This window comes from Arthrobacter sp. CAN_C5, assembly GCF_017875735.1.
GTDB lineage: Bacteria > Actinomycetota > Actinomycetes > Actinomycetales > Micrococcaceae > Arthrobacter_D.
In genome coordinates, this window is the sequence record NZ_JAGGMZ010000001.1 from 2,628,833 (window position 1) to 2,649,085 (window position 20,253).

The 20,253-nt window shown below is 65.3% G+C and carries 17 protein-coding genes; 2 read left to right on the forward strand and 15 right to left on the reverse strand.

The features are described 5' to 3' along the window. Positions 1-73 precede the first annotated feature (73 nt). The 14 genes from H4V95_RS12350 to dinB form a co-directional block, all read right to left on the reverse strand. Positions 74-946 (reverse strand): cell division protein FtsQ/DivIB, encoded by an 873-nt coding sequence (locus H4V95_RS12350; protein ID WP_209730771.1) that lies wholly within the window; start codon positions 944-946, stop codon positions 74-76. Further along, positions 943-2,364 (reverse strand): UDP-N-acetylmuramate--L-alanine ligase, encoded by a 1,422-nt coding sequence (gene murC / locus H4V95_RS12355; RefSeq protein ID WP_209730772.1) that lies wholly within the window; start codon positions 2,362-2,364, stop codon positions 943-945. Before murC ends, H4V95_RS12350 begins: the two co-directional genes overlap by 4 nt. Further along, on the reverse strand, positions 2,361-3,470 hold the full coding sequence (gene murG / locus H4V95_RS12360; RefSeq protein WP_209730773.1) for an undecaprenyldiphospho-muramoylpentapeptide beta-N-acetylglucosaminyltransferase: 1,110 nt from the start codon (positions 3,468-3,470) through the stop codon (positions 2,361-2,363). Before murG ends, murC begins: the two co-directional genes overlap by 4 nt. Further along, positions 3,467-4,825, reverse strand: a complete 1,359-nt coding sequence (gene ftsW / locus H4V95_RS12365; protein ID WP_245345685.1) for a putative lipid II flippase FtsW — start codon at positions 4,823-4,825, stop codon at positions 3,467-3,469. Before ftsW ends, murG begins: the two co-directional genes overlap by 4 nt. Further along, positions 4,825-6,375, reverse strand: a complete 1,551-nt coding sequence (gene murD / locus H4V95_RS12370; RefSeq protein WP_209730774.1) for a UDP-N-acetylmuramoyl-L-alanine--D-glutamate ligase — start codon at positions 6,373-6,375, stop codon at positions 4,825-4,827. The genes ftsW and murD overlap by 1 nt, the downstream gene beginning before the upstream one ends. After that, complete coding sequence (gene mraY, locus H4V95_RS12375) at positions 6,372-7,475, reverse strand: phospho-N-acetylmuramoyl-pentapeptide-transferase (RefSeq protein WP_209730775.1); 1,104 nt, start codon at positions 7,473-7,475, stop codon at positions 6,372-6,374. Before mraY ends, murD begins: the two co-directional genes overlap by 4 nt. Beyond that, complete coding sequence (gene murF, locus H4V95_RS12380; RefSeq protein WP_209730776.1) at positions 7,472-8,998, reverse strand: UDP-N-acetylmuramoyl-tripeptide--D-alanyl-D-alanine ligase; 1,527 nt, start codon at positions 8,996-8,998, stop codon at positions 7,472-7,474. The genes mraY and murF overlap by 4 nt, the downstream gene beginning before the upstream one ends. A gap of 6 nt (positions 8,999-9,004) precedes the next feature. Beyond that, positions 9,005-10,624 carry a UDP-N-acetylmuramoyl-L-alanyl-D-glutamate--2,6-diaminopimelate ligase gene (locus H4V95_RS12385; RefSeq protein WP_209731362.1) on the reverse strand — a complete coding sequence of 540 codons (1,620 nt, stop codon included), beginning with the start codon at positions 10,622-10,624 and terminating at the stop codon, positions 9,005-9,007. Positions 10,625-10,699: 75 nt separating this feature from the next. Continuing rightward, positions 10,700-12,469: a penicillin-binding protein 2 gene (locus H4V95_RS12390; RefSeq protein WP_209730777.1), complete on the reverse strand. Its 1,770-nt coding sequence runs from the start codon at positions 12,467-12,469 to the stop codon at positions 10,700-10,702. Positions 12,470-12,514: 45 nt separating this feature from the next. Next, the gene (locus tag H4V95_RS12395; RefSeq protein WP_209730778.1) at positions 12,515-13,150 is read right to left on the reverse strand and encodes a hypothetical protein; all 636 of its coding nucleotides are present in this window, start codon (positions 13,148-13,150) and stop codon (positions 12,515-12,517) included. Continuing rightward, positions 13,147-14,157, reverse strand: coding sequence for a 16S rRNA (cytosine(1402)-N(4))-methyltransferase RsmH (gene rsmH, locus H4V95_RS12400; RefSeq protein WP_209730779.1), 1,011 nt, complete (start codon positions 14,155-14,157; stop codon positions 13,147-13,149). Before rsmH ends, H4V95_RS12395 begins: the two co-directional genes overlap by 4 nt. Before the next feature lie 199 nt (positions 14,158-14,356). Then, positions 14,357-14,788: a division/cell wall cluster transcriptional repressor MraZ gene (mraZ, locus tag H4V95_RS12405; RefSeq protein WP_196867950.1), complete on the reverse strand. Its 432-nt coding sequence runs from the start codon at positions 14,786-14,788 to the stop codon at positions 14,357-14,359. A gap of 355 nt (positions 14,789-15,143) precedes the next feature. Beyond that, on the reverse strand, positions 15,144-15,524 hold the full coding sequence (locus H4V95_RS12410) for a DUF3040 domain-containing protein (protein ID WP_196867736.1): 381 nt from the start codon (positions 15,522-15,524) through the stop codon (positions 15,144-15,146). Between the two features lie 226 nt (positions 15,525-15,750). Then, positions 15,751-16,962 carry a DNA polymerase IV gene (gene dinB / locus H4V95_RS12415; protein WP_312884030.1) on the reverse strand — a complete coding sequence of 404 codons (1,212 nt, stop codon included), beginning with the start codon at positions 16,960-16,962 and terminating at the stop codon, positions 15,751-15,753. A gap of 111 nt (positions 16,963-17,073) precedes the next feature. Between dinB and H4V95_RS12420 the strand changes: the two genes are divergently transcribed. Beyond that, the gene (locus H4V95_RS12420; protein WP_209730780.1) at positions 17,074-18,198 is read left to right on the forward strand and encodes a polyprenyl synthetase family protein; all 1,125 of its coding nucleotides are present in this window, start codon (positions 17,074-17,076) and stop codon (positions 18,196-18,198) included. A gap of 62 nt (positions 18,199-18,260) precedes the next feature. Here H4V95_RS12420 and H4V95_RS12425 read toward each other — a convergent pair whose 3' ends face one another. Continuing rightward, positions 18,261-18,614: an Rv2175c family DNA-binding protein gene (locus H4V95_RS12425; RefSeq protein ID WP_196867734.1), complete on the reverse strand. Its 354-nt coding sequence runs from the start codon at positions 18,612-18,614 to the stop codon at positions 18,261-18,263. 261 nt (positions 18,615-18,875) lie between these two features. On the opposite strand from H4V95_RS12425, the gene H4V95_RS12430 reads away from it, so the two are divergent. Further along, positions 18,876-20,252 carry a LysM peptidoglycan-binding domain-containing protein gene (locus tag H4V95_RS12430; RefSeq protein WP_209730781.1) on the forward strand — a complete coding sequence of 459 codons (1,377 nt, stop codon included), beginning with the start codon at positions 18,876-18,878 and terminating at the stop codon, positions 20,250-20,252. Position 20,253: the final 1 nt, after the last annotated feature.

Genomic DNA, 20,253 nt, shown 5'->3' on the forward strand with positions numbered 1-20,253 from the left:
GTAACTTCTATTCAAGACGCTATGGGCAGGTGCATGCTTCTGCAATGACCGAACCCGCGTGTCGGATTTTTCTTTAGCGGGTGACCGGACTTGACGGCGTGCTCACGTCGAAGACCTCGGCTGGCGGATCGGCCGGCGGGGCCCCCAATAGCGCCTCGAGCACCAGCGCCTTGGCCTCGTTCTCCTCGGCACTTCCCCAGAAGATGGTCTGATCGTTGGCGAGCGAGAGTTCCACCGAATCCACCGAGTCCGCCGAGGCGTGGTTCAGCTGGTTCAGGATGCTCTCCGGCAACGCGGCGAGGACCGCAGCGATCGAGGAGAACACCTCACTGTTGACCGCGTCTGTGCCCCCGTCGATCAGGGGAAGCTGCACCGCTTCACGGTCCTCCACTGAGGCGAGCTGGCGCCCGTCCTCGTCGATCAGCAGGAACTGTCCACTGCTCTGGAGGATGGCCACCGGAACGCGTTCCCGGATGGTGACGGCCAGTCCCGACGGCGGAACCGCGGCGACCGTGACACTCTCGATGGGAGCGAAGCCGTCCAGAAGTTCCTCGACCTGCCCATCAGAGATCTGGGGCAGCGGAATGCCAAGCAGCGGCTCCAGCGCCTCGGTGGCTTCTTCGGAGGTCACCAGGGTGTTGCCAGTGAACTCAACGCTGCGGAGCGCCAGGGCCGGGGAAAAGATCAGGTAGGCCAGCAGCCCGCCAATCAGCAGGATCAGCGTGCTGAGTCCGAGGATGAGGTACAGCCGTCGTCGGCTCTTGCGCGGTGTCGGAAATGCGACCACCGAACCGTGGGAGTCGTCCTCCGCCGGTAGCCACGGGTCATCGGGGGTGTCGAGGAGGGAAACCTTGCTGCTGTTGACCCTTGGGACGCGGACCGGCCCAGGCTTCACGGAAATGTCGGTGGCGGATACCACGGGCGGGGCTGGCTTTCTGCGGCTCATGAGGGACCGGTGGGATTGCCGGAGCCGGTCAGGGCAGCCACGAGGTGGGCGCCGTACTGGGTCACGTCGCCGGCGCCGATCGTGAGGATGATGTCACCCGGGACGGCACGGGCGGCGACCGCTTGCACCGCCTCGGCGGGATCGGCAAGGTAGCCGCCCGGCACGGTGAGCCGGTCGGTGATCAGCCGGCTGGTCACCGCCGGCGTGGGGTCTTCCCGAGCGGCGTAGATGTCCAGGACGGTGGCCGAGTCGGCCAGGTTCAGGGCCGTCGCGAATTCGGCAGCGAATTCCCTGGTCCGGGAAAACAGGTGCGGCTGGAAGAGCACATGGACGCCGTGCCCGGCGGCGACAGCGCGGGCGGCGTGCAGCGCGGCGGTCACCTCGGTGGGGTGGTGGGCATAGTCGTCGAACACCCGCACTCCCCTCCCGGTGCCCTTGGCTTCGAACCGGCGGGCAGCGCCGGTGAAGGCGGCAAGGCCCACGGCCGCGGCGGCCGGATCCACCCCCAGTTCGAGGGCCACGGTGAACGCCGCAGCAGCGTTCCGCACGTTATGGGCACCGGGGACACTCAACCGCAGTTCCTGCTCGCAGTCGAGCCCGTCCACCGAAAAGGAGAGCAGGCTGGTAGAGCCGCTGCCCGCCGTGTGTGTCTCACCGATGCGCACGTCGGCAAACTCCGAGTACCCGTAGGTCCGCGTCCGTCGGGTGTCACCGATCCGGGCAACGAGGGCGGCGGCGCCGTCGTCGTCCAGGCAGGTGATGAGCACGCCGTCGTCAGCAGGCAGCAGGGCGGCGAAGCGGTCGAACACCTCGTAGACGGCCTCGGCCGTGCCGTAATGGTCCAGGTGGTCTGCCTCGACGTTGGTGACCACGGCGATCCGCGGCGAATAGTTGAGGAAGGATCCATCGGATTCATCTGCTTCGGCGACGAACACGGAGCCGTCAGCCCAGGCTGCGTTCACACCCAGCGCCGCGACGTCGCCGCCAATGGCGAAGGATGGCTCCCGTCCGGCGGACTGCAGCATCACGGTGATCATGGCGGTGGTGGTGGTTTTGCCGTGGGTGCCGGCCACGGCCACCACTTCCCGGCCGGTCATCGCGACGGCCAAAGCCTCCGACCGGTGCAGGATCCGCAGGTTCCGCTGCTGGGACGCCACCAGCTCGGGGTTGGTGGCCCGGATGGCTGAGGACACCACCACCGTGTCCACCCCGTCAACGTTCCCGGCCTGATGGCCGACGGTGGTGTCGGCCCCGAGGCTGGCGAGGGCACTGAGGGTCGACGATGCGGCGGCATCCGATCCGGACACCCGCACGCCCTGGCCCAGCAGGACCCGGGCCACCGCCGACATGCCCGCGCCACCGAGTCCGATGAAGTGCACCCGGCCCAGGTCACCCGGTGTCAGATCGGGGGCGCTCATGCCGCGGACTTCCGTGCAGCGGCGACCACCAGGTGGGCCATCTGGATGTCGGCGTCCCTGATGCCCAGCTTGGCGCTGGCAGCGGCCATCGCGGCCAGGGCCGCCTCGTTCTTGAGCAACGGGAACACCTCTTTCTGCAGCCAGTCCGCGGTCAGTGCCGCATCCTCGACCAGGAGCGCACCCCCGGCAGTAATCAGATCGGCGGCGTTGCGGCGCTGTTCACCGTTGCCGTGCGGAAGGGGAACGAATACGGCGGGCAGGCCGACGGCGCTGACCTCGCTCACAGTAGCGGCCCCGGCCCGCGCGAGCAGGAGGTCGGCTGCCGCGTAGACCGTTTCCATGTCATCGACGTACTCGACCTGGCGGTAGCCCTCGGCCTGCAGGGCCTGCCCGTCGGCACCGGATACCTGCTTGCCGCCACCGGTGATGTGCAGCAACTGGATCCCTTCGGCAGCGAGCAAGGGCACGATATTCGCCACGGCGCGATTGATGCTGAGGGCACCCGACGAGCCGCCGGTCACGATCAGGGCCGGCTTGCTCGGGTTCAACCCGAGCGCGTTCCGCGCCGCGGAACGCGCGTCCGCCCGATTCAGGGTGGAGATGCTCCGGCGCATCGGCATGCCGACCACCTGAGCCCGGGGCAGGCCAGTGCCCTTGAACGCGGCGGCCACCGAGGTGGCGATCCGGGAACCCAGCCGGTTGGCCAGCCCCGGCCGCGCGTTGGCCTCATGGATAACCACCGGGACCTTCCGCCGCCACGCCGCCAGGTACAGGGGGGTCGAGACGTAGCCGCCCACCCCCACGACGACGTCGGCACCGGCACGGTCAATCACTGCGGACGCCTGACGGACGGCGCGCACCAGCCGCACGGGCAGTTTCACCAGGTCGATCGATGGACGGCGGGGCATTGGGACCCGGTCGATGGTTTCGAGCGGGTAGCCGGCAGCCGGAACCAGCCGGGTTTCCATGCCGGCGGCGGTGCCCACCACCGTGAGGCGGATGCTTGAATCGTGCTCGCTGAGGGAGTGGGCGATGGCCAGCAGTGGACTGATGTGGCCGGCGGTACCGCCGCCGGCCAGGACCACTGAGAGGGGACTTGTGCTCATCGGGCTGTGGAATCTCTTTCTGGGGTACGAAGGGTGGTGACGGAGGCGCCCGGCGCTTCCGTCACGGGGGCGGGAGGCATCTTCCGCGCGAAGGCGAGGAGCACCCCGACGGCGGCGAGGGTGAAGGTCAGCGCTGACCCACCGTAGGAAATGAAGGGCAGGGGTACGCCGATCACGGGCAGCACGCCGGTGACCATGCCGATGTTGACGAAGGCTTGACCAATCAGCCAGACCAGGATTGAACCCAGCAGGATCCGCACAAACGGGTCGGTGTAGCGGCGGGCAACCCTGATGGTGGCGACCGCGAGGATGCCGAAGAGTGCGACGACGACGAGCGTGCCTACCAGCCCGAATTCCTCGCCGATGATCGCGAAGATGAAGTCGTTGTGGGCCTCGGGAATCCAGTTCCATTTCTGCCGGCTTTGCCCGATGCCTACACCCCACCAGCCGCCGGAGGCTAGGGCGAACAGCCCGTTGTCCGCCTGCAGGCAGAGGTCCTGGCCGTCCTCGCAGTTGATGCGGAGCCAGGCGCTGATCCGGTCGCTGCGGTTCCCGCTCACCAGAACCATGACAATCGCTCCCGCGATCCCAGCGATTCCGGCAATGGTGAACATCTTCATGGGCGCCCCGGCGAAGAAGAGCGCGGCTGCGAGGATCATCATCAGAATGATCACGGTGCCCAGATCACCACCAAGCAGGACCAGCCCAATGGGAAGCCCACCGAGTGGGAGGGCCGGAATCATCGCGTGTTTCCAGTCGCGGATGAGCCGCCCCTTTCGGGCCAACACGTTGGCAAGCCAGATGGCCAGGGCGAGCTTCGCGGGTTCGGAGGGCTGCATGGTGAAGCCACCGATTTGAATCCAGTTTTGGTTGCCGTTGATGTTGACGCCGATGGCGAGCACCAGAACCAGGAGGAGCACAGCGATGCCGAGGACCGGCCACGCCATCATCCGGTAGGCGCGGGGACTGAACCGGGAGAGCAGCAACATCAGGATCACGCCGCCGCCGGCCCAGGTGGCCTGCCGGAGAAAGAGTTCGAACTCGCTGCTTCCCTCGGCGATCGCTTCCACGGATGATGCCGAGAGCACCATCATGAGGCCGATCGCCGTGAGGGCGAGGGCCGCCCCGAGGATCATGTAGTAGCTGGCACCGCTGGCCTGCTTGTCGCTGCCTTCGAGGTAGGTCCAGAACCTGCCGAAGCGGGCGCGGAGGCCTCTCACGGGTGCGACTGCTTCGTCGGGGGAAGTAGCCTGCTCGCCGGAGGCAGGGGGTGCCGTGGCGGTTGGGGTCGAAGAACGGGAATGCTGACGCATCACCGGCTTCCGGCGGACTGGCCGGGTGGGCGTGGTGACCATTAGAACTCCTTTGCGGTCTTCGCCTGCCCTTCCACGATCACGCGGACCGCCTCGATAAAGGCCGTGCCTCGGTGAGCATAGGAGGAAAACTGATCCATGGATGCTGCCGCCGGAGCCATCAGCACGGTGTCACCGTCAATGGCAATCCGTGCCGATTCCCTTACCGCCGATTCCATCACCCGCTCGCCCTGGGGCGCGGTGGTGGTTTCGTCGGCCAACGTCACGCTCCCAGTCTCTCCCGTGCCAGCGTTGATCAGCGGAACATCCGGAGCGTGTCGGCGCAATGAGGCGATGAGGTCGGAGCTGTCCGCACCGATCAGCACCACCGCCTTCAGCCGCCGGGCGTGGGTCCGCACCAGTTCGTCGTAATTGACGCCCTTGGACAGGCCCCCGGCAATCCAGATCACCGAGTGGAACGCCGCCAGGGACGCAGCGGCCGCATGCGGATTGGTTGCCTTGGAGTCGTTGATCCAGAGGACTCCGCCGTGGGAGGAGACCAACTGGATCCGGTGGTCGGTGGGCTGGAAATTCCGGATTCCGGTGCGGATCGCTGCCGGCGCCACACCGGCGGCGCGGACCAGCGCCGCGGCAGCCAGTGCGTTGGCTACCAGGTGGCGGGGCACCAGTTCGCCGAGTTCCGTGATGGCCGCGAGCTCGACGGCCGAATCTTTGCGCTGTTCAATGAACGCGCGGTCGACCAGCAGGTTGTCGACCACGCCGAGCATGCTCACCATGGGTGCGGAGGTGGTGAAGCCGATCGCGCGGCACCCCTCGACGACCTCGGCGTCCTCCACCATCCTCTCGGTGGCAGACTGCTCAGCGTTGTAGACGCACGCGACCTTCGTGTTGGCGTAGATCTTTGCCTTGTCGGCCGTGTACTGGTCGAATCCGCCATGCCAGTCAACGTGGTCCTCGGCGACGTTCAGGCAGACACTGGCCAGCGGGGAGATGGCTGTGATCCAGTGCAGCTGGAAACTGGAGAGTTCAACGGCGAGGAAGTCGTAACCCTGCGGGTCCCTGATGGCATCGAGGATTGGGGTGCCAATGTTGCCTGCCGCAATCGCGCGGAGCCCGGCGGCCTGCAGCATCGACTCCACCAGTGTCACGGTGGTGGTCTTGCCGTTGGTCCCGGTAACGGTCAGCCATTCCGCGGTGGACCGGCCCTCGCGGATCCTGACCCGCCAGGCGAGCTCCACGTCGCCCCAGACGGGGATGCCGGCGTCGGCTGCGGCGAGGAGCAGGGGCTGTTGAGGTGTCCAACCGGGAGAGGTGACCACCAGGTCCGGGAGGCTGCCGTCGATTAGGGGTAGCGCTGCAACGTGATCGTCGCCAAGCAGGACGTCGACGGCGCCGACGATGGTCAGGGTGTCGGCCTTGGCCCGGTTCTCGTCAGTGGCTGATCCGTCGACGACGACGACGCGGGCGCCGAGCTCGATCAGGGTGTCGGCCACCGAGAAGCCGGTGAGGCCGATCCCGGTGACGGCGACCCGGAGACCCGCCCAGTCGGAGTCCCAGGTGGTCAGGGCGTCGAGGTCAGGGGTCACGGTCATAGAAGAACTACCCATTCGGCGTAGAAGATTCCAAGGGCCACTGCCACGAACAGCCCGGCCAGGATCCAGAACCTGACCACCACCGTCACTTCCTGCCAGCCCTTGAGCTCGAAGTGGTGCTGGAGCGGGGCCATCTTGAAGACGCGCTTGCCGCCGGAGAGTTTGAAGTAGCCCACCTGGATGATGACCGACAGGGTGATCATGACGAACAGGCCGGCGAGGATCACGAGGAGAAGCTGGGTGCGGGAGAGGATGGCGAAGCCGGCGATGGCGCCGCCGATTGCGAGGGACCCGGTGTCGCCCATGAAAATTTTGGCTGGGGAGGTGTTCCACCAGAGGAAGCCGACGAGCGCGCCGCACATGGTGCCGGCGATCAGGGCCAGATCGAGGGGATCGCGCACGGTGTAGCAGACGCTGCGGGACACCTCGTCCAGGGCGCAGCTCTGGTTGGACTGCCAGATGCCCATCAGCATGTAGGCGCCGAACACCAGGACCGCCGCCCCGGCGGCCAGGCCGTCGAGGCCGTCGGCGAGGTTCACGCCGTTGCTGGCGGCCGTGATGATCAGGTTGGACCAGATGACGAAGAGCACCGCTCCGACAATGGTCCCGGCGAATGCCAGGTCCACCGACGTGTCACGGATGAACGAGATGGCGGTCGACGCGGGGGTCCTGCCGTTCTCGTTCGGGAAGCCCAGGGCGAGGACGGCGAAGATGACGCCGACCAGCGTCTGCCCTGCGATCTTGGCGGGCGCGCTCAGGCCGAGGCTGCGCTGCTTGGAGATCTTGATGTAGTCATCAAAAAACCCGACAATTCCCATCCCGACCATCAGCATGAGCAACAGCAGTCCGGACGCGGACGGCCCGGTGGACACCCCCACCATCATCATCAGGAGGTGGGTTACGAAGTAGGCGAGGAGCACCGAGCCGACAATGACGGCGCCACCCATGGTCGGCGTGCCGCGCTTGGTGTGGTGCGCAGTGGGTCCGTCGTCGCGGATGAACTGTCCGTAGCCGCGGTTCACCAGCAGGCGGATGAACAGGGGTGTACCCACGAGGGCCAGCACCAGCCCCATGGCGGAGCCGATCAGTAGCGCAATCACAGCTGCGGCCTCCCTTGGAGGTCAGTCGGGCCGGGCGCTGATGTTCCAGGCATGGCAGTGGTGGGTGTTTCGGTCGATGACAATGCTATCCGATCGCCCAGGAATCGAAGCCCGGAGCCGTTGGAGGACTTGAACAGCACCAGGTCCCCCGGCTGCAGTTCCGCGGCCAGCATCGTCTCGGCCTCGGCGACGTCTGCGGCGAAGAGGACCTCGTCCCCCCAAGACCCTTCGAGGACTGCTCCGTTGTAGAGGGCGCGGGCGCCCATCCCGACCACGAGGAGCTTGGTGATGTTCAGGCGGACCACTACCCGGCCGACGGCGTCGTGCTCGGCGATGGAGTCGTCCCCCAGTTCGAGCATCTCCCCCAGCACGGCCCAGGTGCGCCGTCCCCGGCCGAGTTCGGCCAGGGTGCGGAGCGCCGCGCGCATCGATTCGGGGTTGGCGTTGTAGGCGTCGTTGATGATGGTGACGCCATCGGCCCGTTCGGAGCGTTCCATCCGCCAGCGGCTCTGGGCCTGCAGGCGGGAGAGTGCTGCGGCGATGTCGGCGCCGGGGACGCCGAGGGCTGTGGCTACCGACGCAGCGGCGAGGAGGTTCGTGATCTGGTGGGTGCCGATGAGCTTCGCGGAGACCGGGTGGGTGGTGTCGCCGTCGGCGGTGGGTACCACGAGGTCGAACGCGGGGTGGCCCTCGGCAGTGGTGGTGACCGCCGTCGCCCGGACGGCCGGGCCGCCGTCGGGAAGCTGGGAGGAGTCGGAGGTGAAGTAGAGCCGTTGCGCCGCGGTGACCGATTCCATGGCGAGCACGCGGGCGTCGTCGGCGTTGATCACGGCGGTTCCGGATGCCGGGAGAGCACGGACCAGTTCCGACTTTGCCCGGGCAATGTTCTCCACACCGCCGAATTCTCCGGCGTGGGCGCTTCCGACCCCGAGGACCACACCGATGTCGGGGGCCACCATTTCTGCGAGGTAGGTGATCTGCCCGATCTTGGTGGCACCCATCTCGATGATGAGATACCGGGTGCCGTACTCCGCGCCGAAGACGGTGAGCGGAACACCCACTTCGCCGTTGTACGAACCGACCGGCGCCACCGTGGGAGCCTGATCAGCGAGGATACCGGCCAGGAGGTCCTTCGTGGTGGTCTTGCCCGCGGACCCGGTAATGCCGATGACGGTCAGGGGCGAGTGGGCGCGCAGGCGCCGGACCACCTCGGCAGCGAGGCGACCCATCGCGAGGACGACGTCGTCGACGACGACGGCCGGGTAGTCGGCGGGACCGTCGGTCTGGTCCTGCGGGACCGGGCGCTCCACCAGGGCCAGGACGGCTCCGTTCCGGAACGCCTGGGGCACGAACTGGTGACCGTCGGCTATTTCGCCGGGCTTGGCGACGAAGAGACCGCCGGCCTGGACCTCACGGGAATCCACCGAGACGGAGGTCACGGTGAGGGTCTGCTGGGCTGCGGCTGCGGGGGTCAAGGCACCCCTGGTGATTGCCGCGATTTCGGCTGCGCTTAGTTCAATCATGACGGTCTAGGATTCTATCTTGTGGCTGGGATGGACAGAGAATCCATGGCGTGTCAACGCCCGGGCCAGTTCCACCCGGTCGTCGAGGGGCAGGTTCACGCCTTTGACCTCCTGCCAGACCTCGTGGCCGCGGCCAGCGATCAGTACGGTGTCGGTCGGTCCCGCCAGCGCCACCGCGCGGTCAATCGCCTCGGCGCGAGGGTGGATCTCGAGGATCTCGCAGGCCAGGTTTTCGGCGTCGCGTGCCTGCCGGGCGCCGGCGAGGACGCCCTGCCTGATCTCCGCTTCGTCCTCGTCATGGGGGTCGTCGTCGGTGACGATGACGACGTCGGCGAGCCGGGCTGCGGTGGCACCCATGATGGGTCGCTTGGTTTGGTCCCGCTGGCCGGTGGCGCCGAAGGCGACGATCAGCCGGGCACCCGCCGCTGGTGGTCGGACCGATTCCAGGGTGCGGGCCAGCGCGTCAGGGTTATGGGCGAAGTCGACAATCGCTGCCGGGCTGTCACCGATCAGCTGCATCCGCCCCGGTACGGCAGCCGAAAACGGATCCGAGCGGTCGGCTGCCCGCTGCAGCTCGTGGGGGTCGACGCCGGAGGCCAGCACCATCACCGTGGCGAGGGCCGCATTGGAAATGTTGAACGTTCCGGGCAGGCCAGAGTGAAGGCGCAGGAGTTCCCCCGACGGCCCCCGCAGGGTGAACCGGTGGCCGAGCCCGTGGCGTACCACGTCGCCCACCGTCCAGTCGGCACTTTGGGTCTGAGCCATGCTGGGATCGGTGCTGAGCGTTACGACGTCGCTACTGGCTTCCTCCACCAGTTTCCTGCCCCACGGGTCGTCGACGATGACGACCGCGCGGCGTGAGAACTCAGCCTGGAACAGGGCAGCCTTGACCGCGAAGTACTCGTCCATGGTGCCGTGCAGGTCAAGGTGGTCCTGGGTCAGGTTGGTGAAACCGGCGACATCGAACCGTACGCCGTCGATCCGGCGGTACTCGATAGCGTGGGAGGACACCTCCATCGCCGCGGTCTGGATTCCCCGCTCGCGCATCAGGCCGAGGATGCCATGCACCTGCGGAGATTCTGGGGTGGTGAGCGCACTGGCGATGGGTTGCCCACCGGCATGGATTTCGATGGTTCCCATCAGTCCGGTGGTCTGGCCCAGCCCCTCCAGCAGGGCGTTGATGAAGTAGGTGGTGGTGGTTTTCCCGTTGGTGCCCGTGACGCCGAACAGGGTGGGGCGGGGGGAATCGGTGGGCTGGCTGTTGAAGATGATCGCCGAGAGGGGACCCACCAGTGACCGCAGGTCCTCGGAGCGGAACAGCGGGGTGCTGCCGGCGGCGTCGGCGGCCCCAGCCAGGCCCGACTCGTCGGTGAGTACCGCCACGGCTCCCGCGTGCAGAGCACGTGCCGTGAAGGAGGCGCCGTGCCTGCCGGTTCCGGGCAGGGCGATGTAGAGGTCGCCGGGGCGGACCAGCCGCGAGTCGATAGACACCCCGGTGACCGAAACCCGGGCTGCACCGCCGTCGTGCTGGCTGGCGGCAGGAACCTGGTGGATGGCCGGCAGCCCGGCGGGGAGACGACTGAAGGCGGTGTCCAGCGGGACCGGGGTCACCTCGGCAGGGCGCATCCCCGCGTCGGCCTGCGCCGCCTCAGTGGGCTGCGCGGCGGGTTCTTCATTTGTTGGCACGTATGTTGCTCCGGGCTAGTACTCGACGGGGTAGGTCTTGGGCTTGCCGGTGGACGGCGCGACGTTCCTCGCGTTCAACACCTGTTCCATGACTTTCTGGAAGGACTCCCCCGGAATCAGATAGTACAGGTCACCCTGCGGGCGTTGCAGCGTGATCACCACGACGTACTCGGGGTCCTCCATCGGTGCCATGCCGGCGTAGGTGAGGGTGAACCCGTCGTAGCCGCCCGATGCGCTGGGGGCCTCGGCAGTGCCGGTTTTTGAGCCGACCCGGTACTGGTCCAGGGCTCCGGAGGCACCCGAACCATCCACGGTGACGGTTTCGAGCATTTTCTGGAGCTGCGCCGAGGTTTCGGTCGAGACCACTTCGACCCCCTCGTCCTGCGGGACCTTGTGCTCGGTACCGTCGGGGTCGATGTAGGAGTCGATCAGGCGCGGCTTCAACCGGACGCCGTCGTTCGCGATGGTCTGGTACACCATGGCGGTATGGAGGGCAGTCTGGGCGAGTCCCTGGCCGAAGAGCACCGTGTACTGCTGGCGGTCGTCCCAGTCTTCCGGCTGGGCGAGGATGCCGCTGGTTTCGCCGTTCAGCCCGACGTCGAGGGGCTGGCCGATCCCGAACTTGGTCAGCCAGTCGTAGCGTTGCTGCTTGGTGAGCTGTTCGCCGATCATGACCGTGCCGGTGTTCATTGACTTGGCGAAAATGCCGGCGGCGGTCCGCCGTTCCTCGCCGTGCTCGAAGGCATCTTTGAAGGTCTGGTTATCAACCGTGTACGTGTTGGGGAGCAGGAACTCGCTGGTGGGTTCAATGATCCCCTCTTCCAGACCCGCGGCCATGGTGATCAGCTTGGTCGTGGAGCCGGGTTCGAACGAGGATGTCACCGAGAGGGGTTTACGGAACTCGGGTTCGGTGGCACCGGGATTGTTCGGGTCCATGGTCGTTGACTCGGCCATGGCGACGATGCCGCCGGTGTCCGCCTCGACGACCACGATGTTGCCCCACTCGGCGTTGTACTCCTCCACCTGGGAGGCGATGGTCTGCTGGGCGAACCACTGCAGATCCTGGTCGATGGTCAGCTTGACGGACTTTCCGTCCTTGGCGGGAACGTCCTCATTGGTGGCGTAAGGGATGCGGATACCGTCGCCGCCGATCTCGAAGGTGCGGCTACCCGGCTCCCCCGTGAGGACGTCATTCTGGGTCAGCTCAAGTCCTTCGTTCTCGGAGCCAACAAAACCGACGATCGATCCGGCGACCGGCCCCGAAGGGTAGGTTCGGAGGCTGATCGCGTCCGCGTAAACGCCCGGCATGCGCACGGCCAGGGCTTTGTTCTTCACCTCGGGGGTGACCGACCGGGCGACGTACCCGAACTTCTTGTCCCCGATTATTGCCGCTTCGAGGTCTGCCGCGTCCTGGCCGAGGATCTCCGATAGCTCGGCGAACCCTTCGTCCATGGTCACCTCTTCGCGGTCGCCGTCGGCGTTGATCCGTGCGAAGGTGTCACCTTCGGCGAGCCTCTGGTCGACGACAATGTCGAACCGTTCAACGCTCCGGGCCAGGTAATTTCCCTTGCTGTCAAGGATGTCACCGCGTACGGGTTGCACCGGGAAGGATTCCAGCCGCTTGTTCAGACCAACCTGGGCCATTCCACCCAGGTCAAGTGCCTGAACCTGGAACAGCCGGACGCCGAGCACCAGCAACAGAATCAGGACGAAAGCCAGGCCAACCCGTAGCCGCTTCGCGCCGAGAGTCACCCGGAATTTGTCGTGCTCTGTTGCTGTAGCCACTTCAATTTCCTTCGGTGTCTTGCCGGTGATCGGTGATCGTGCGTGTTACCCGCCGGTGCCTTGCTGGGGAGCAGGAATCGACCCGCCATTGAGTTCGATTGCCTGCGGTTGCTCGGACTGAATGACCGGCTCCTCGGCTTCCGCGGGAGCCTCGTCAGCGACGGGTGCTGGTGGTGCATCCCCCGCTGAGGCGTCGGCGGCTGGCGCTCCGGCAGCGGCCCCGCTGGTGGTGGACACGTCGGGTGCTGCGATCAGCGCCAACGGCTCACCACCCTTCGTAGCAGCTTCTGGGGTACCGGCAATTTTCATCGAATCTACATCAATCGCGCCGAATCCCGGGGAGGCCACCATGCCGAGTTCCCTGGCTTCCGCGGCAAGGTTCTGCGGCGCCTGGAGGTCTTCCATCTGCTGGGTGAGGGCCTGGTTTTCCTGGCTCAGCGCGATCTGCTGGTTTCGCAGATCAACTAGCTCATACTGGCTGCTCGACACTGAAATGTTCAGCATCAGCACCGTAACCAAGGCACCGACCAGGGCGAGCATGCTGAATACTGCGAAGGGGATCCGGCGTCGGGCCGGGCCTGCCGGGACCAGCGACAACGGTGTCCTGACCTGCTGGGACGATGCGCCTCCCAGACGTGGGGTAGCCAGCGGCGCGTAGGATTCAGCGAGTTGCTGGCTCATGATGCATTCCTGTCATTGGTGTTTCGAGACTCTTTTTTGATACGTTCAACGGCCCGCAGCTTCGCCGATGCGGCCCGCGGGTTTTCTTCGATCTCCAGCTCGGTGGGAGCTTCAGTTCCCCGCGTCAGCGACTTGAGGTACGGCTTGTGCTCCTCGAGCTCCACGGGAAAACCCACGGGGGCCGAGGACCGGGTGCCTGCGGTGAATGCGGTCTTGACGATCTTGTCTTCCAGCGAGTGATACGACATGGCCACCACCCGCCCGCCGACGTTGAGTGCGTCGATGGCTGCGGGAACCGCGCGGGTCAGTACCGTCAGTTCCTCGTTGACCTCGATCCGCAGTGCCTGGAAGGTTCGTTTGGCGGGGTGTCCACCCGTCCGGGCCGCCCCCGCGGGCACCACTGCCCGAATGACCTCCACCAGGTGCCCGGTGGAGGTGAAGGGCGTTTCCCGCCGTGCGGAAACGATTGCTGAGGCGATCCGGCCGGCGAACTTCTCCTCACCCCAGGCCCTGATGATTCGCAGCAGCTCGGCTTCGGGGTAGGAATTGACGACGTCGGCGGCGGTCTGACCGGTACTGGTGTCCATCCGCATATCCAGCGGGGCGTCATAGGAGTACGCGAATCCGCGGTCCCGCTCGTCGAGCTGCAGGGAAGAGACCCCCAGATCAAACAGGACCCCGTCGACGGAGTCGATGCCCAGGTCCTCCAGGACGTCAGGAAGCTCGTCATAGACCGCGTGCACCAGGTCGGTTCGTCCGGAAAAGGATGCGAGCCGCTCACCCGCAAGCGCGATGGCCTGCAGATCGCGGTCAATGCCGACGAGGTGCGCCTGCGGGAACCGCTCCAGCATCGATTCGGAATGCCCGCCCATACCCAGGGTGGCGTCAACAACCACCGGGGTGCGGCCCGCAGCAACGGCCGCGAGGACGGCTGGTTCGAGGAGCGAGATGCAACGTTCACGCAATACCGGGACGTGTCGTTCACCGGTAGGGCGATCGTCGCTCATCCGTTCGCTCCTTCCTCGGTCTTGCGTATTGGTTTGTCTGTGCTTCTTGGACCAGATCCCCCTCCGACCAGGCGCTGTGTCCGCCTGGCTCCGGGGAAGGTGATCCAGGTGAAACGTGCGCCGGGCGGCTGGAGATCTTGTTCAAGAATCCATCCTGCTGTCCTGCTTTTACCTCGGTGGTGCTGGGTCCTGCTGTGTTCTAGAAGAACCCGGGAAGTGCTTCCTCGTCGGTCTCGGAGAACGCGTTCTCCTTCTCCGCCAGGTAGTTGTCCCAGGCTGCGGCGTCCCAGATCTCGGCCCGGCTGCCCGCACCAATTACTGCCAGTTCCCGACCCAGGCCCGCGTAGGTGCGGAGCGCCTGCGGAATGGTGATGCGCCCCTGCTTGTCCGGAACCTCATCGGACGCACCGGACAGGAAAACCCTGCTGTAATCACGTGATTGCCGTGACGACAGCGGCGCCGACCGCATCTGCTCGTGAAGCTGTTCAAACTCGCGCTGACTAAAAACGTAGATGCACCGTTCCTGGCCCCTGGTCAATACCAGCCCGTCGGAAAGTTCATCACGAAATTTCGCTGGGAGGATCAACCTGCCCTTCTCATCAAGACGTGGCAGATGAGTTCCAAGGAACATCTGCTACCGCCCATCCGATCCGGAAAGCACCTCACGGCACCACTACACTCTTATAACCACCACTTTACTCCACATCCCTCCCCCGTCAATCCATTTTGGCCCTTCAGCGCGGTAAATTTCCTGACAATTTCCTGTGTTTGAAAGGATCTTGACCGGTGGTGGGAAGTGGAGGGAAATCACCCATATCGGACCCGCGGACCCCACCCCCGAGGGGGCGGAATGCCGCCCGAAGGTCCCGACTGGCCCTTAAACGTCGATAGACCCGCCGTGGCGGGTCTATCAGAGGTGCTGAGTGTGGCCTTCGGGGCCACGGTGGATCAAAGTGGAGGGCCCTAGGGCACCCCTACCTCGAAGGTCAGGGCTGTTCGCGTTTCCGCTCGTCCCACTTCTCTTCGAGGGTACTCAGAAAGCCACCGCTTCGATTGACGGGTGCTGCCTTTGAGGCGCCCCGGGGCATCGGAGAAGCTTCACTTTCCTTGGACCGGGTGGTAGCGAAATATACGCCTGCGCCCATCACAAGGAAACCTGCCACGCCCACCAGGATGATCTGGTTCGCGACGCCCAGCAGCAGGATCAGGATCCCTGCAACAGCCATCAGTGCGCCGATCACAATTCTCCGCGTCGACATCGATCGCGGTGTGCTCGACGCCATTGAACTGGCAAACTTTGGATCGTCGGCGTGTAGCTGCTGCTCCAGCTGATCAAGCAGCCTCTGTTCGTGTTCCGAGAGTGCCATCACTGCCTCCATACGGTTAATTAACTCTGGTCCCTCACCCCAACCAACGAGTACCCGATACATCGAGTTCCCTGCCACAGGAACACCTGTGTCCGGGCCCCGATTCAACCGATACAGATGGCTAAAATTGACCTTTGCTCTAAGGATAGATCGCAATGCCCGCAAGGGAAAGTCACCAGCTTCGCGGACCCGTTGGGGGCTTTGGCACTGGGGCCCGCTGAACGCTTCAGGACGAGGAATCCCGGGGCCGGCTGAAGAGCTGGGCTGGCTGAATTGCAGCCTTGCCGAACTTCCGGTTAACCTCGTCGAGCGCCGACTCCGCCAACCGCCAGTTCTCGTCCCGGCGGTCAATGGTCAGCTGATGACCAGACCCGGAGGAGGGCTCCAACTGGTCCGCCCGCACGCCGACCAGGCGCACGCTCATCGGACGCTCACCGAGGGCATCGAGCAGGGACAGCGACGCAAGGTAGATGGCATTGGCGCTGTCGGTAGGCTCGCTGAGCCGCTTCGTCCTGGTCAGGGTGGAGAAATCGGCGTAACGCAGCTTGATGGCCACGCCGCCGCACTGCAGGTGTGCCGCGCGCAGGCGCGCGGCGGTGCGATGGGACAACCGAAGCATCTCGGTATGCAGCGTGGGATTATCGCTGACATCGTTGGCGAAGGTTTCCTCGGCGCCGATGGTCTTCTCCTGACGCGTGACCGAGACGGTTCTCGGGTCCCTCCCCCAGGCCAGATCGTAGACGTGCTGACCGGTTACCCCGAGCAGCTTGCGCAAGGAGGACACGGGGGTCTGCGCTAGATCCTCCACCGTCCGAATCCCCAGCCGCGCCAGGACTTCCTGGGTTTTCGCGCCCACCCCCCAGAGTGCTGACACTGGAAGGGTATGCAGGTAGGCAACGGTCTCCTCGCCGCGGATCACGAGGAGGCCATTGGGCTTGGACCTGGTGGAAGCGATTTTGGCGACAAACTTGGTAGTGGCCGCCCCCACGCTGGCGGTGATCCCCAGTTCGCTCCTGATTCTGGTCCTGATCAGCTCGCCGATATCGCGCGGCCCACCCAGCCGGCGCATCGACCCAGAGATATCAAGGAACGCTTCGTCGACGCTGAGTTGTTCAACGAAGGGGGTAATGGTGCCGAAAATGGCCATCACCGAACTGGATACCGCCGCGTACTTGTCGTGGTGGGGTTCGAGGATGATGCCCTGCGGGCACAGGCGCATCGCTGCGGACATCGGCATGGCGGATCGCACCCCGAAACGTCGCGCCTCATAGGATGCGGACAGCACCACCGACCGGCCGCTGGGAGAACCAACAATCACTGGCGCACCGACCAGATCAGGCCGGTCCAGCAACTCCACCGCAACATAGAACGCATCCATGTCCACATGGAGGATGGTGCACTCAGCATCCGGAAGATTCGCCCTGGGCCCAACATTCACAGTCCAATCGTAGCCAGTCACTAGGATGGAGTGAGCCCGGAGATCGCCCCGGCCAGGGAAATGCGCGCTGCGCACTGGCGCGGACTCTTGCCCGCACCCAGAGGAGAGCCCATGACCGCTACAAATCCATTTGTCGAAGAGGGCTCGGTCGAGCAGCTGGTTACCTCGGAGCAGTCCACCTACCGCGCCGACGTGACCGCCGGCCTGGACGGGTTCCTCTCCCGACAGCGCGAAATCCTTGTCTCGATAGCCGGGGATGCCCTCGAGCCAGCCGCGGCGATCACCCGGCTCACGGCGGGCGGCAAGCGGCTGCGGGCATTACTCTGCTATTGGGGCTTCCGGGGCGCCGGCGGGGCAGCCGGGGCCACCGAGCCCATCCTGGCAGGTGTAGCCCTCGAACTGTTCCAGGCAGCTGCGTTGATTCACGACGACGTGATCGACCGCTCCGACACGCGCCGAGGGTCACCAAGCGTCCACCGCCAGTTCGGAACCCTCCACCAGGGCAACCGGTGGCATCTGAGTCCGGACCGGTTCGGGGTGTCAGCAGCGATCCTGACCGGCGACATGTGCCTTTCCTTCAGCGAGGAGCAGTTTTCAGCCATCGGGGCGAACGCCGGTTCGGGTACTGAGGCCCGGGCAATCTTCAACCGGATGCGCACGGAGGTCATGGCAGGCCAGTACCTGGATCTGCTGGAGGAAGCTGTAGGCCCGGACCGGACACCGGCCGAGGCCGCCGAGCGGGCGCAACAGATTGTCAGGTTCAAGTCGGCGAAGTATTCAATCGAACATCCGCTGGGCCTCGGAGGAGCCCTCGCGGGTGCCGGTGCCGCGCAGCTGAGGGGTTATTCGGCTTTCTCACTGCCGCTCGGCGAGGCATTCCAGCTCAGGGACGACGTCCTTGGCGTGTTCGGTGACCCGCTGGTCACGGGCAAGCCAGCCGGGGACGATCTGCGCGAGGGCAAGCGAACCCTCCTGATAGCTCAGGCGCTCAAGGACGGCAGCCCCGCCGACCATCAGTTGATCAATTCCACCCTGGGCCTCGCCGATCTGGATGACGACGGCGTCAACCGGCTGCGGGATGCGATCTCCACGTCGGGGGCACTGCACGCGGTCGAGTCGCTGATTGCCGACCGCTGGGATGCATCCACCGCTGCCCTGGGCCAGCTTGAGCTGGACGATGTCTGCCGCACAGCCCTGTCCGGTTTGGCAACCGCGGCGGTGAGCCGGTCGGCCTGACTGGCGCCACCCGCGTTACCACCCACTGCCGTTGTGCCCGCTGAGAGTGGGATTGCCTGGTCCTACCAGGCGGCCGCCTGCGCACGGCGTCGGATCTCGGTCTTTCGACCTTCCCGAAGCGCGTCGATGGGACGTCCCGGCAGCGACTCATCAGGGGTAAACAACCACCGGACGATATCCTCGTCGCTGAAGCCGGAATCGGCGAGGACAATAATGGTCCCCTTGAGGCTGTCCACCACCGTGCCCTCGAAAATGAATTCCGCGGGGACGCTTCGGACATTCCGCTCCTTGCTGCGGAGGGCAATCAGCGACTTCTCGTCGAGGAGGCCATGGACCTTGGTGATGGGCACATCCAGTTCGAGTGCCACCTCCGGAAGGTTCAACCATGCGGGCACAAGTTCTTCGAGTTCATTCACCCCCTAAGGGTGCCAGAAGTAGGGCCGCCACTCCACTTCTCGCATCGACACGCCGATAGCGCTGTCAAGGTGTGACCTAGGACTATTGTGCTAGGCAACTTGTGGTGTAGATTCTCATGAGTCACACCAGTAACACCAGTAACTTTCGACTCTCGCGCACCATCAGATGATTTTGATTGAGGACCCGACGACCAAGTTGATCGGGCCTGTTTCGGCCATCGGCGCGGCCCGTCCCGTTGACCAAAGATTGAGGTTTAGACCATGACTGCCCAGCGCTCGTCATCGCCGCTGTTCGGATCCCAGGCACGTGCCAGGGGCACCCGCCTTTCCAGCCGCTTCAACATTGCGGTATCCACCGCAGCCATCCCGGCAATGCTGTTCTCCGCCGTCGCGCTGGCTCAGCCCGCCAGCGCCGCACCCGTCGCGACCAGCGCCCTACAGGCACCACGCCTGGCTCCTGCGGTGACTGTCCCGGCGAACCTGACGTCCGTCACGAACAATGTCGCCGCCCGGATTCCAAGCTTCGTGGCGCCCGCCCAGAGCGCCCCGAAGACCTACACGGTCAAGGCCGGCGACACGATCAGCGGTATCGCACTGAAGCACGGAGTAGACACCGGTTCGGTCCTCACCGCGAATGGCCTGAGCGCCAGCACGCTGATTCACCCGGGCCAGAAGCTCAAACTGAGCGGCGCGCCAGCCAGCAAGACTGCGGCGAAGCCCGCCCAGAAAACGCAGCCCGCCGCAGCAGCCGGATATACGGTCCGGGCCGGTGACACACTGAGCGCCATCGCGGCATCACACGGAGTCAGCCTCGGAACAATCCTGAAGGCCAATTCGCTGTCGATGACTTCAATCATTCACCCCGGCCAGAAGCTCAAGCTTGGCGGCTCGACCGAGGTCTCGGTGGCCTCAACCGAGATCACACCGGCGGCACCCAAGCCAGCAGCGACTGCATCCACCGGGTCCTACACGATCAAGGGCGGAGATACCCTCGGTGCCATCGCTGCAAAGCACAAGGTGAGCCTTGGCGCACTCCTGAAGGCCAACAAGCTCAACGCGACAACCATGATCCACCCGGGCAAGAAGCTGACCATTCCCGGAGCAGCCGCACCCACTACGGCACCCGCTGCCGAGACCGCGCCCCCGGCTGACCTGGTACCGTCCACGTTCCTGCACTACACCTACCCCCAGCACGTGGTGTCGGAGGCGAACCGGAACAAGCACCTGCTGAATTCCCTGCCCGTTCCAAGCAACGGGGCAATGAAAACCATCGTTGCTGACACCGCCCGCTCGATGGGCGTGGATCCGAGCCTCGCACTTGCCGTGTCGTACCAGGAATCAGGATTCAACCAGCGCGCGGTCTCCCCGGCCAACGCGATCGGTGCCATGCAGGTCATCCCCATGTCAGGCGAATGGGCGTCGGACCTGGTGGGACGGAAGCTGAACCTGCTGGACCCCCATGACAACGCCACCGCCGGCGTTGCCATCCTGAAGTCCTTGATCCGCACCAGCCCCAACCTGGAGGATGCCATTGCGTCCTACTACCAGGGGCAGTACTCAGTGAGCACCCACGGCATGTTCAGCGACACCAAGAGCTACGTCGCAGCGATCAAGTCGCACCAGGCGAACCTGCGGTAGG

Coding starts and splice junctions, on each gene's coding strand:
- H4V95_RS12350 (WP_209730771.1), bottom strand. CDS start 946: ATGAGCCGCAGAAAGCCAGCCCCGCCCGTGGTATCCGCCACCGACATT.
- murC (WP_209730772.1), bottom strand. CDS start 2,364: ATGAGCGCCCCCGATCTGACACCGGGTGACCTGGGCCGGGTGCACTTC.
- murG (WP_209730773.1), bottom strand. CDS start 3,470: ATGAGCACAAGTCCCCTCTCAGTGGTCCTGGCCGGCGGCGGTACCGCC.
- ftsW (WP_245345685.1), bottom strand. CDS start 4,825: ATGGTCACCACGCCCACCCGGCCAGTCCGCCGGAAGCCGGTGATGCGT.
- murD (WP_209730774.1), bottom strand. CDS start 6,375: ATGACCGTGACCCCTGACCTCGACGCCCTGACCACCTGGGACTCCGAC.
- murF (WP_209730776.1), bottom strand. CDS start 8,998: ATGATTGAACTAAGCGCAGCCGAAATCGCGGCAATCACCAGGGGTGCC.
- H4V95_RS12385 (WP_209731362.1), bottom strand. CDS start 10,624: ATGCGCCCTGCCGAGGTGACCCCGGTCCCGCTGGACACCGCCTTCAGT.
- H4V95_RS12395 (WP_209730778.1), bottom strand. CDS start 13,150: ATGAGCCAGCAACTCGCTGAATCCTACGCGCCGCTGGCTACCCCACGT.
- rsmH (WP_209730779.1), bottom strand. CDS start 14,157: ATGAGCGACGATCGCCCTACCGGTGAACGACACGTCCCGGTATTGCGT.
- mraZ (WP_196867950.1), bottom strand. CDS start 14,788: ATGTTCCTTGGAACTCATCTGCCACGTCTTGATGAGAAGGGCAGGTTG.
- H4V95_RS12410 (WP_196867736.1), bottom strand. CDS start 15,524: ATGGCACTCTCGGAACACGAACAGAGGCTGCTTGATCAGCTGGAGCAG.
- H4V95_RS12420 (WP_209730780.1), top strand. CDS start 17,074: ATGACCGCTACAAATCCATTTGTCGAAGAGGGCTCGGTCGAGCAGCTG.
- H4V95_RS12430 (WP_209730781.1), top strand. CDS start 18,876: ATGACTGCCCAGCGCTCGTCATCGCCGCTGTTCGGATCCCAGGCACGT.